This is a genomic window from Dyadobacter sp. BE31, assembly GCF_031457695.1.
Taxonomy (GTDB): domain Bacteria; phylum Bacteroidota; class Bacteroidia; order Cytophagales; family Spirosomataceae; genus Dyadobacter.
Genome location: NZ_JAVDXA010000002.1, coordinates 75,835 through 88,709, shown reverse-complemented (window position 1 = coordinate 88,709; position 12,875 = coordinate 75,835). Strand labels below are relative to the sequence as shown.

Below are 12,875 nucleotides of genomic sequence, written 5' to 3'. Positions count from 1 at the left end.
CAGCCCGGGCAATAACCGTACGCCCACGAAAGCGATAAACAGATTGTTGAACATTGTTGCGCCTTATTTTCTGCATAACTTTATGGTACCGGGCAAGCAAAAGCGCTCTCAATCTAACAAGATGTACTTCACCAGTTTACCTGATCACTCCAAGGCCGGTTTCGATGAAACCAGGCATTTCGATAAATTCGGAAAGCACAATATTATCTTTCATGCGGAAAGCAACGAAAGTCATTGTGATGACCATGTAGGCTGCCTGTCCATCAAGACGGTATGGAGCGGTGAAGAAATTTATGGCGTTGACGGCCGGCAATTGGTCGTGCGCCCCGGCCAGTTACTGGTCTTGAATAATGATCAGCGTTACAGCTGCCGCATCAGAAGCAGGGAGAATGTGCAGTGCTTTTCCATCTTCTTTAAAAATGATTTTGCCTCATCGGTACTGACCGACACGTTGCATACCGAAGCGTTCTTGCTGGACAATCCAGATAGGGATGGCAGTGAAATACCCGAATTTTATCAAACACTTCGTCAGATAACGCCCGATATCGACAGACAGTTTTCCGGCCTGAAAGGCCTGCTGCAGATGGGAGAGTATCATCAGGCCGGGGTCGACGAGCATCTGATCTTTATGTTGCGCAACCTAATCGGCATCTACCGGTCGGATATAAAGAGCATTGGTTTGGTAAAAGCAGTTAAAGCCAGTACCAGAAGGGAAATATACAGACGTTTGTGCATCGCAAGGGATCTTCTGCATTCGTCGCTCGGAGAAAGTCTGGATTTAAATACGGTCGGTACTCAGGCCGGGCTGTCGGTTCCTCAACTGGTCAGGCAGTTTAAATCGGTTTTTCAAACTACCCCGCATCAGTATCTAACCGATATCAGGCTCAAACAAGCGGCCGGGTTATTGCAACATACCGACCAACAGGTACAGGACGTGGCCTGGGCATGCGGTTTTGAAAATGCCGGGGCTTTCAGTCGGGCATTCAGATCGGTCTATGGCGTGCAGCCGACACGTTTCAGGTTGGAAAACTAATTTGAGCATTTTTGCACAGTGCCGGTAAATGGACGTCATTACATTTGGTCATTCACAATCCGAAGTATGATCAGGCTCTTGAAATCCGCAAATTTTGTCCCGGCACTGATATTTATGATTTATTGGCTGCCTGCTACCGCCCAGCAGCGGGAAATACCACTTTACGAAAACGGTGTGCCGAATGCCCGCAAGGCTCCGGCAGATTATGTAGAGCAAACCGATGCCGACGGGCGGGTAACAAAGGTAACACAACCCGCACTCGTTCCTTTTTTTGCAGAGAAACGGACCGCTACGGGAACAGCCATTTTAATCTTCCCTGGCGGGGGGTATCGCCTGCTTTCGCTTGGCGCGTGCGAAGAAATAGCGAGGGCTCTCCAATCGGAAGGCATTACCGCTTTTGTCGTGAAATACCGGCTACCCAACGACACAATCATGGTCGATAAATCGATTGGCCCTCTGCAAGATGCACAGGCGGCCATCAAAATCGTGCGTAAACGGGCAGCTGAATGGAACATCAACCCCGATAGAATTGGTATGATGGGACTTTCCGCGGGCGGTCATCTGGTATCGATGGAAGGTACGCAACTAAACAGGGTGGTGATCGACAACAAAGAAAAAATCAGCCTTCGCCCCGATTTCATGGCATTGCTATACCCGGTGATCATTTACGACCCGGACATTCCCCGTACTCGTGAAACCCTGATTGGCAAGATGCCTTCCCGCGAATTACTGGATCAGTATAGTACAGACAAGCATGTTAGTATCGCTACACCACCAACGTTTCTGGTACATGCGGCCGATGACGATGTAATCCCCGTCAAAAACACGCTTTGTTTTTTTAATGCCCTGCAACACGCCGGAGTAAAAACCGAAATGCACATCCAGCAGTCGGGGGGACATGGATTTGCCCTTACCGATTTGAATAGTAAGGACAATTGGTTCAGAATGTTCAAAAGTTGGCTGGCGGAAAACGGGTTTTAAGAAATTGAACTCGGTTCAACGCCACCACTGATCAGGCATTTCCGCCCGGATTGACCACCCTGTCTTTCATTCATCGCGCCTGGAAGCGGCAGCGATGCACAATTCGTAAATTTTCAGTGGTGGTCAATCCGTTGCGGAACACCGTGGCTGCGATACCACTACGCTACATAAGATAAAACCCTATAATCCCTTTGGATTCTGAACCGCCACACTCCCATCACCAGCTTTATTATAGGCAAGCTCGTTGGCTGGCACATCCCAGTAATCCAGGAAGTTATAGTTAATGGTCGCGTTCTTGCTAACCACACCCGCCTTATCAACCACAACCGCGCCAGTTCTGCCTCCGCCTGTTGCAACATCATCGATCACTCCCCAGCGTCTGGCATCGTAGAAGGCAAGACCCCGGAAAGGCAGAACCACCCTTCTCTCGCTTCTCAATTCTTCCTTGGCAGCTGCCAGGGTGAGCCCTTTGCCTGCGACGGCAGCCAGGCCGGCGCCCTGAAGTTTCCGGATGGCATCAATAATTTTAAGACCGCCCTCGATATCTCCTGTGTTGATAAGCGCCTCGGCCAATGTCAGCTGAGTTTCTTCGTAGGTGGTGGCCATATAGAATTCATATTCCCCCACCTTTTTATTTCCCAGCACAACCACGCCCGCAAGCCCCTTTCCACCGTCGATCAAGCCATACCGGGTATTGAAAATGTTTCCGCGGTCATTATTGCCGATCCATGGGTTGGTTTCAATCGCGAAATTGTTCTCAAGTCTTTTGTCACCCGTTTTAAAATCCTGTACCAGGCGTTCGCTGACTTTGAAACTACTGGTTTTGGTCGTACCCGTAGTAAGGGCCGAAGGCGTGCTTCCGGTGGCGGAAATAAAATCACTGGTCTCATTTGATCTGGCCGTAAAAACATAATCCGTAGCCGTAACTCCATCTTTCGCAAGAGCGATAATGGACGCCCACTGTGCCGCGGTCATGTTTTTTACAGTGGTATTCACCAGCAGGTTTCGTGCTTTCATAGAGTTGATGTTCCTCTTCCACATATCAGGCGTAAGAATTCCACCTTTCCCCACCTGAAAAAATGCCGGGATAATTTTACCGATCACCGCGGAGTAATCGGCAACACTGCTAACAGCGCTTAGAGCTGCTGCCGCTTTATCATAGTTGGCATTGGATTCGGTAATGATAGCTTCCTTACTCACAAAGGTATTGTTGGTACCCACGGCCTGGTCGTTGATGATACCGGCATAGTAAAGTGAGCCGATACGGCCATAAGCGTAACCCTTCCACCAATATGCCCACGCTTTAAGCGCGTTCTTTTTACTTTCGGCATCTCCGGTAAATGTGGTCTTATCTACCAGCGCCAGCACGTTATTGGCTCCGGTGTTGAGGCTGTACATGTAGGCCCACTCGTAATACAGCGGGTTGTCGCTGGCATTTGCATTGATATTTACCTGCCGCAGCATATCCAATTGACGGGTCGGAGAATTGGGGTTCATTACCTTGGTGCCGTTATCAAGGATCACGTAGTTGGCCACCCCGATTTCGTTCAGCCGCTGGTTGGCAGCTTCCACCCCGACAACGTCTCCCATAATATCGTGATAACTAAACGGATCTCCGAAAAACCCGCCATAAAAACCGCCATACTTCACAGTCAGGAAGCCATTTACATAAATAGCGCCCTGCGCCAGGTTAATCAGGCCGGATTCCGAATCAGCGCTTCCAGTTGTTGGCTGATTCGGGTTCTTAACGTCTAATTGGTCCTTACAGGAAAGAACAGACGCCAGAAGCACCAACATCGATAGCAATTTTATTTTTTTCATGTTTTATCTTTTTAAGAATGCAATGAGTGTTTTCAGAAACCGAAGTTCAAACCGACCTGATAAGATCTGTAATTCGGCATACTGCTGTGGTCAGTTCCGCGGTCCCATGCCGAGTTATTGGCACCCGACACGATTTCAGGATCCATACCGGTGTACTTGGTTAAAGTAAACAGGTTACGTCCCGAGAGCACCAGTTGCAGCCTTCTGAATCCTTTGATGTGAGTCAGTTTTGCAAAATCCAGAGCAACAGAAATATTTCTCAGACGGAGAAAAGAGGCATCTTCATAGAAATAATCTTTGGTGCCGTTTCTGGTAACGGCCGCATATACACCCCGGTAAAACGCGGTCCATGCTCCGGTTTCTCCGTCGATCGTGAACGGTTTTGCATAATCGGCATGGATTCCGTCACGGTACATCCATTCCTTGGTTTGGTTGTAAAGATGGCTTCCCTGAATCCAGTCCAATTGAACGTTGAAAGTCAGAAAGTTCTTGATCGTGAAGTCATTGATGAACGAAATGTTGAACTTCGGATTCGGATCGCCGAAGCTGTATTTGTCAGGGGTTACGTAAGGGAATTTGGTGGCTTTGTTGACCACATAGCCGTTGCTTGCCAGCGTGTAGTTACCCTTTTCCGTCTCCGAAAGAAAGGGGGTGCCGTCCGGCTTTGTGGCGTCCAGGCTATGGATCATTCTATGTCCGTAAAGCTGTCCGATTTTTTCATCTTTGCGAAGCACATAATTGGTACTTCCCGCATTGGAGATAACAACAATCTCCTGATCGCCAACGACAGAATTGATTTTCGAAGTCTGTTTCGTGAAGTTGGTAGTCAGGTTCCAGCTGAAATTCTTGCCCTGGTATACAGCTGCGTTCAATGAAGCCTGCAGACCATGGGAGCCCAGTGAAAAAGCATTGGTTTTCAAAGTTCCTGAACCGGAAGTTGGCGCCACGTCAATGCTCCATATCGCATTGTCCGTAGTCCGTTTCCAATAAGTGGCCGACAGTCGCACATCGTTCAGCCAATCGGCATTAGGCATGACGTTCAATGTAAAATCCGTTCCGATTTCAAGCTCTTTGGATACTTCCACACCCAGATCGGGGTTATTTTGATTTGGATCGAAATAGAAGGCATTGCTGGCACCCAAAACCTTTGTACTTAAAGTAACATAGCGATCAAAAGGCTTGGGCTGAATACCTGCCTCTCCATATGCGGCACGCAATTTAAATTCGGGAATGCGGTCGGCGATCGCTCCTGATTCCCAAAAGCCCAGTGACGACATTCTTAAATAAACATCGCCTCTTGGAAAGGTAAACGGCTTCGAACCTCCTCCGAATGCGGACGAATAGTCACTCCTGAACCCGCCGGCAACACCGAATATGTCCCCGTACTCAATTTTCTGGTTGACAAGGTACCCGTAAGTAATAAACGGTTCGCGGTAATCCTGAATAACCTTGAAGGATGTTCCCTGCGTGCTGTTGAACGGCGTGTAAGTCGGCAATCCGGCAGCCGCTGCCGCATACAGTGTCTGTTTCTGGTTGCGGTAGTCAAAGGATACCTGGGTAGATGTCGTAATTGGGACATTCCAATGAAAATCGTCCTCGAAATTGGTATAGATGAATGCAGTACCCAAAAAATTCTGGAATGTTCTTGAGTAAGTATATTTATCGATACCGCCTGTGTTGTCGGGACTGATCGCGGAGCCGACCCAGGTCGAGGCAGCTACGGAATTGGCATTATTTGACTGGTTTTGCGCCGTGTAGATGTAGTCTTCCCTATTATAGTTGAGGCCGTACTTTGCATCCAACTCCAGATACTTGTTGACTTTATAGTTCAGATTGAAATTTTGGATGATATCAACCTTTTTATCGTCGCTGTCTGAATAATACTGGGCGTAAATAGGGTTACTTCCGTTCACGCCCGCTGCATCCCCCAACTTGTTGATTGGGCTACCGTCGGGCAATTTGAAATCGTAATCCACAAAAGCACGGCTATTAAAGATCGAGTATATATTGTTCCCATTTACGGTGTTTTTGGTATAAACCAGCTGCGTGGTGCTGCGCAGCCTTAACCCCTTGGCAAGCTGAACACCAAGGTTGGTAACCAGGTTGCTGCGGTCGTTATAGCCGTTGTTAAGAAAATTGGATTTCTGGTGGTTATTGGATACGGAAGTGCTGAAATCGAACTTTTCGCTGCCTCCTGACAGGGAAATGCTATTGTTGATCGTATTGGCGGGAACGAAAAATTGTTTGAAGTGATCATGATAAGCAAGATTGGCATTGTAGGGCTTATCGGTCTTGTTAAGCGGGTCCGTACTGTTCCAGATTACGTTTTCGGTGTACAAGCCGGTCTGCGGGTCGATCGAAATCGGAGCGCCCGATGAACCGATGATGTTATTGTTTGCGTCGGTATTATACCCATGAAAGCGGGATTTGGCCACTCCACCCACATTCAGATAGGTGTTGTTTGTGATCGCACTGGAAATATCGATATTCAGCTGGCCGCTTTTCCCTCTTTTTGTAAAAAGCTGGATAACGCCGTTCGCGCCCTGGGCCCCATAAATGGAAGCAGAGGCGGCGCCTTGAACGACTTCCACCCGCTCGATTGAATTAAGGTCGATCGCGCTCAGATCCGTCGAAGCCATCTGAATACCGTCAATCAGGATCATGGGCGAAGTTCCCCGGTTCACGGAGTTAATACCTCTCAGCAAAATGTTGACTCCCGCACCCGGCGTCCCGTTACCGCTGGTGATCTGCGCTCCCGGAATTTTCCCGACCAGCGCCTGATCCACCGAAGCAGAGGGCGTCTGCGGCAGGCTTTTACCGGAAATCGTTTCGACCGATATCCCTAGCTTGGCTTTGCTGGTAGCCACACCGCTACCGGTCACAACCACTTCGCTTAAAATCCTGGCGTCAGACACCAGTTTCACGTCGATCACCGATAAGCCATCGAAAGTGATTTCCTGTGAGATCATTCCAACAAAACTAAAGGTCAATTTACCCTGATCGGGCACGGCGATTTTGTATTTGCCATCCATGTCCGTGATGACGCCGTTGTGGGTGCCGGCAATTAGCACGTTCACTCCCGGGATTGGTGATTCGTCCTCCGCAGCGGTGACGACACCTGTTACAAACTTTTCCTGTGCCCATAGCAATGACGAGCAGCAGCACACCAGCAGGGTGCCCAGCAGTAAAATCTTCTTCATACGTAAACAATAGTTAGGTTGGTATCGAGACTTGTCTCAAAACAAAAATACCCTTTTACATTTTCAATACAAATCAACTAATGTTCCACAAAACACATATATGATAGTTGCATATTCGATATATAAACAAAATTATATTTTGTTTATAATTCAAAACTTGAAATATAATTCCAAATAAAATCGCCAGGCAATATCGACTCAAAATCATCATTCTGAGCGGCATCCGGATACGGCTATTCATTTTTAAAAAATATTATAAAGTCGGCAAGCTAAAATTCTTGATAATATTCTACAATTACATTTTAAAATGATTTCTTCAAAATGCGTTTTTCCGCACCTCTCAGACTCATTGCGGCAGATGTATCCGATAATAAACTTATTATTAAACAACTAGTGAATCTTTTTTGGGAATTTCGACAGCAATACTGTTAAAACGATTCATGTTTAAGTATCATTTTTTTAAGATTAATTGTATCCTTTCACAAACCATGGGCTTAACATTTGGCAAAAAAACTATACACTATACCAATATACGTTTCCAATCAAAGACATCTTCTTTGATCGAAAAGCAACCTGTATCAATATACGTCGGGATCAATCTGCTTACCTAACCGATTTTCACATCGCAGGTATGCAATGAACGGGCCTTAGGGGACGTGAGATCATGCCCATATTTTATGTTATTCTAGTTTTTTTGTAGAATTTTCGCGACAAAACATATGGACCTGTTTTTTGAAAAGTGCGCCTACAATACAAAATGACACATTTCTAGCCTGGCGAAAGGCAATATTCAAATAAATACTACTAATATCGTACAATATTCCTACACAAATCATGTACCGCATAGAACTTATTTTATTGTTTCATTGAGCTACATTGTGTAGCTTCACTTGTAAATATTTCTATTGAGATTGCCTCTGAAACGGTCCTAAACCACAAGTATTCTTCTAGCACTACAAATCGAAAAGTCAAGCCACCGGCTTGTGCTATTTTTATTCCTTTTACATAACCAGGCAGATAAATAGTATGGCAACTTCTACTTCACCCCCTACTGAAACCGATCATCTGACGCTCGCGTACGAAGGCGAGAGAGCCCCTCCATTTATGGACTGCGATAGAATGCAAGTCTATTGGCCCCTTTTAGCCAAAGCACTTGCTGTATAGATTAATATCTTACCAATAAGCAGCTGTTCACCAATGCAATAACTGGTTTTGGTGAGTGATTGTATTGCCTCTCGAAAGGTATGCCGAAGTTATATTAGGCCATCTCGTCCCCTGGCGATTTTGCCCAGGCCAGGCAACGCTACGAATTATTTCTACGTATACAAATAACCGTTAGTTTACCAAAGCAACTTTGTTAAATCCGCTTTGCTTGCCGGCCCGCAAAAGGTCGACAAGTTCCTACTATGGCCCTGAAAAATTCAGATGGTCGCATTCCATTATTCTATCCAACAAACGCTATGGAAAAAATGTTACCCCGACGCGCTCCCGGCAGAGCTGTCAAACAATCCGGCCTTGTTCTTTTATCAGCTAAGGCGCTTGTGCTATGGGCGTTTGCGACGCTCCCTTTTCTCTCCGTCGCACAGGTAGTTTCACCGGATACCTCATTGTTGTCATGCAACACGCCAACTGCACTCAATTTACCGACGTACCACATGAGCATTGTCCCCAATGAATCCTGCGGGATCGGGTGTACAACTGTGTGGACGGGCCGGTATGGCATATCCCTGTCGGCGGTCAATAATGCACCCAATGCCATCAGTGCCAGCACAGCTGACTTCGCAAGCTTCGTTGCAGTGCTTACCGCCTCAGGTGGGTTACGCCTGACCGTGCAAAGCGATAACGGATATTATCCTGCCGGGTATTTCGCCGGTTTTCAGATTCAAAACTCGGGCCTTGCTGGCGCCTCGCTACTGGGCTCGCTGACGATACGGACCTATCTGGGAACCACATTGCAGGAGGAGTATACCGGCCCCGGTGGCTTGCTCACGGCAAACATCGTCAGTACCAGCGGCAGAACTACGGTAGGCTTTCTGACTACCAAGAACTTTGACCGGATCCAGATCGATCAGGCGTCGTCATTGAGCGTTACCCTGGGTACAACCGAGATTTATAATGCGGTCGCGACCAAATTTTGTGCAGAATCGACGCCCCGCCCTTGTAATCTCGTGGAACAGTGGAACAACCCGACCTTCCCGGTATACGTGAACACCGACCGGACCGGTATCAGTACCAACGTCGCCTGCGTGAACTGCGCCGTGAGAAACACTACTAACCTGGTCAATTCGGACGCAACCGATTATGCGGAAATCGACCTGGTTGCTTCCGTCGCTTCAACAGGATCGGTCTCGATCAAAAACACCAAGACGGTATACCCTGCCGGGACATTCGCCGGTTTTGAGATAGAAGACCAGCGAACGCTCGGGGTTGCATTCGCGGCAGGCCATACCGTTACGACTTACCTCAATGGCGTACAGCAGGAAACGGTTTCCGACGGAGGTGCTTTGGGCAGCGCAGGCCTTTTCACCTCTTCCGGACACGCTATTACCGGTTTCAAAACCAAATTGGCTTTTGACGAAATCCAGTTCAGCGTTTCCATGCTCGGTGCGGTGCAGGTCGCCCCGATAAGGGTGTATGGCGCTGTGACAGAGCGCTTTTGTGAAGGCCCCGCATTGGCTTGTAATACCAACACCAAACTGGTCAAACCGGATTATCCTGTTTTTGTCGACACCCGCAATACCGGGATCGATGCCACCGCCTGTGTGCAATGTAACATAGTAGCCTCCGGCAATGCGATCGACGCAGATCCGGACAACTATACCGAGCTGGTAGTGCCGGCAAACATCGGCACTACGGCTGCTTACGCCGTGACAGACGGGGCAAAAATTTACCCGGCCAATACCTTCGCCGGTTTTGACATCGACAACCCCAACCTGATCGGTGCGAACGCGCTTTCGGGGATAACCATCTCGACCACAGATCAGTACGGAGCTGTGATCGAATCATTTTCCGGCAATACCGGATTGATATCTGCTAAAAGCTCGGTGCTCAACGGCACAGGGCGGCAAACCCTCGGCTTTTTGACAACGCTTCCATTCAGTGGGGTTAAGATCACGGTCAGTTCTGTGATCAATGCCAACATAGGTACCACCCGGATCTACAACGCGGTATTTAAGTCATTCTGTGCCAACGAGCTGGCATGTAATACACTGACAGCCGTCTCAAACCCTACTCATCCGGTCTACGTCAATGGCGTAAGGACCTCGATCGACGCGGTAGGATGCGCTGCCTGCCAGCTGAACAACTCGGAGAACATCGTGAATGGATCGGTGGTAGTGCCAGCCACGCTGGTGATGGGTGCAAGCGTGGGCTCAAAAGCAACTGTTTCGGTAGCCAATGCCATTGAAACCTATCCGGCAGAGTCTTTTGCGGGTTTTGACATCGAGTCAGGCGCACTGCTGTCAGCAAGTGCGCTGGGTAGTATGACGATCCATTTATATAACAATGGCGTACTCGTACAAAGCGGCACAGGCAATTCGCTGGCCGCAGGGGTGAGCTCTTCCCTGGTGACCGGAGGTGCTAACAGGCAAATTGTCGGCATCATCAGCACCGTCCCATTCGATGAAGCGCAGCTTGAAATCACCAACCTGGCAGGAGCAGACTTAGGCAATATTCTAATCTATCGGGCCTACATGCAGCGCAGCTGCGCCATTACTGTTGGTTGTGACTTCAATGTAACGATAAACGACCAGAACCATGGCGCCGTAATTGATGCCGCGCAGACCGGAACCAAAGGCATAGCCTGTGCAGGCTGCGAAGTGAAAGCACCTTGGAACGCAGTTTCAGCCTCTACCACAGACTTCGCCCGGATTTACAACCTGGCCAGCGGATTGGAAGTAAACTCTCTGGCCGTTGCAGTCCCTGCCACATCATTCCCGGCCGGTACTTTCGCGGGCTTCACCATCAAGAAAAACCCATTCCTGCTTTCGGGAGGGCTATTCACCCGCATTACCATTACCACCTACCTGAATGGGGTACAGCAGGAATCGAGAAGCGATGCGGCTTTGCTTGACCTCTCCGTGTTAAATCAATGGTTTGGCACCCCATCCGACTTTTACAACCCTGGGTTCTATACCACGGTACCATTTGACGAAATCAAGATCTCGATTGGCTCGCTGGCACAGGCAATCGACCAGTATGTGGATGTATACGGCGCCATTGTCGATACCCGCATGGCTATCGGGCTTAGTTGTAACAAGACAAATCCGGATATCAATGTAGCGCTTGCCGGCGTTGCCATCACGGGAAATGTCTCTACCAACGATGTTATCCTTCCAGGAACCACCTATGGAAGCGCAACAACAGTGCCGGGATATTCAAACCCTGGCGGAGAACTGCCTGTTGTCAGCGCTGATGGAAGTTATACGTTTAGCTCCGCTACCCCGGGTGTGTACCGTTTCCTGGTGCCGGTATGCCCGCCTTCTGTAACGACAAACTGCCCCGTAGAGCTGCTGGTAATCACCGTATACGGCACAGGAACGAACAACCCGCCGATTGCTAACCTGGACATTGCATCCACTAAAATGAATACCGCGGTAATTATTAATTCGCTAGTCAACGACGCAGCCGGAAACAAAGATGTGCAGCTGGTGCCTGCTTCGGTTATGCTGACAGACCTTAACGGAGGCAACCCGGGTAACACCCGCCTTGGCGGTACTGCGGTCGTAAACCCGGCAACGGGAGCTGTGACCTACACCCCTCCCACCGGGATTGTGGGTAAAGACACGATCCTGTATACAGTCAGCGATAGCCGGCCTATCCCACTGAGCGCCTCTGCTTACCAGATCGTCACTATTTCGCTTACGGGAACGACCAACAGTACCCTGGCAAGCGATGACTACGCGCTGCTGTCTTCGGCGAACGGAATCAACGCTACCGCGGCAAACGGGGTAAAAGCGAACGACACGGATCCGGAGGGGGACACCCAAACTGTGACTGCGCAGATAACCTCTGTAGCCGGCAAGGGAACTTTAACGCTCCAACCTGACGGAAGCTACACCTTTATTCCCGTTGCGACTTTCAAAGGCAGCGTCGCATTCCCATACACCACCACAGACTCGCAGGGAGCAACCGCGAATGCGACGCTGTACATCTCCGGGGACGAGGCAGCATTGCCCGTGACGCTGGTTGAATTCAAGGCGGTTCGGGAAGGCAGTCAGGCGCTGCTTTCATGGACAACTACCTGGGAAACCAACAGCGACTATTTTGAGGTACAGCACAGCAAAGATGCCAAAAACTGGCGTGCTGTTGGCAAGGTCGAATCCTTCGGGGAAAGCGCCATACGTCGTGACTACACGTTCGTTCATGCCGGTATGGTTCCCGGAGAGAACTACTATCGCCTCAAAATGGTCGATAAAGATCAGACTTTTGCATACAGTGGCATCAGAAATGTCGAATCCGGTATTGGTGGTCTAGCGACCTACCCTAACCCGGTATCCGATAAGATCTTCCTCAGCGACCTGGCAGGACGGAAAATCGCCCGCGTATCGATAACCAACAGCAGCGGTACCGTGGTTTATTCTGCCGACGGCTTCCCATCCGCAGGATTGCGGGTAGCCAATTGGGTATCAGGGCTATATGTGATCGAGGTAACCGAGGAAAATGGCCTGACCCACCATTTAAGGACTGTCATCCAAAAATAAGGCTTCTCTGTAAGTGAAATGAAGGCCCCTCTCCGACTGAGGGGGGCTTTCACAACTTCACATCGCTATCCCGTTAAAAGCCGGGGCTGTTCTCTGTGCTATCGGTCCGTAATAGTGTGATAAAATTTTCGCCCTCCG

The 12,875-nt window shown here is 49.0% G+C and carries 5 protein-coding genes; 3 read left to right on the top strand and 2 right to left on the bottom strand.

Translation table 11 applies throughout. The annotated features are described in order from the left end of the window. Positions 1-43: 43 nt before the first annotated feature. Together J2Y43_RS09400 and J2Y43_RS09395 are read left to right on the top strand one after the other, a co-directional pair. Positions 44-1,033: an AraC family transcriptional regulator gene (locus J2Y43_RS09400; protein WP_309981932.1), complete on the top strand. Its 990-nt coding sequence runs from the start codon at positions 44-46 to the stop codon at positions 1,031-1,033. A gap of 114 nt (positions 1,034-1,147) precedes the next feature. Beyond that, a complete protein-coding gene (locus tag J2Y43_RS09395) occupies positions 1,148-2,014 on the top strand; it encodes an alpha/beta hydrolase (RefSeq protein ID WP_309981931.1) in 867 nt (288 codons plus the stop codon). A 180-nt stretch (positions 2,015-2,194) separates the two neighbouring features. Here J2Y43_RS09395 and J2Y43_RS09390 read toward each other — a convergent pair whose 3' ends face one another. Beyond that, on the bottom strand, positions 2,195-3,835 hold the full coding sequence (locus J2Y43_RS09390) for a RagB/SusD family nutrient uptake outer membrane protein (RefSeq protein ID WP_309981930.1): 1,641 nt from the start codon (positions 3,833-3,835) through the stop codon (positions 2,195-2,197). Positions 3,836-3,867: 32 nt separating this feature from the next. Continuing rightward, positions 3,868-7,035, bottom strand: coding sequence for a SusC/RagA family TonB-linked outer membrane protein (locus J2Y43_RS09385; protein WP_309981929.1), 3,168 nt, complete (start codon positions 7,033-7,035; stop codon positions 3,868-3,870). A 1,655-nt stretch (positions 7,036-8,690) separates the two neighbouring features. Between J2Y43_RS09385 and J2Y43_RS09380 the strand changes: the two genes are divergently transcribed. Beyond that, positions 8,691-12,737, top strand: a complete 4,047-nt coding sequence (locus tag J2Y43_RS09380) for an Ig-like domain-containing protein (RefSeq protein ID WP_309981928.1) — start codon at positions 8,691-8,693, stop codon at positions 12,735-12,737. Positions 12,738-12,875: the final 138 nt, after the last annotated feature.

Excerpts from the sequence above, each read along its gene's own strand:
- J2Y43_RS09395 (WP_309981931.1), top strand. The coding sequence starts at position 1,148 with ATGATTTATTGGCTGCCTGCTACCGCCCAGCAGCGGGAAATACCACTT.
- J2Y43_RS09390 (WP_309981930.1), bottom strand. The coding sequence starts at position 3,835 with ATGAAAAAAATAAAATTGCTATCGATGTTGGTGCTTCTGGCGTCTGTT.
- J2Y43_RS09385 (WP_309981929.1), bottom strand. The coding sequence starts at position 7,035 with ATGAAGAAGATTTTACTGCTGGGCACCCTGCTGGTGTGCTGCTGCTCG.
- J2Y43_RS09380 (WP_309981928.1), top strand. The coding sequence starts at position 8,691 with ATGAGCATTGTCCCCAATGAATCCTGCGGGATCGGGTGTACAACTGTG.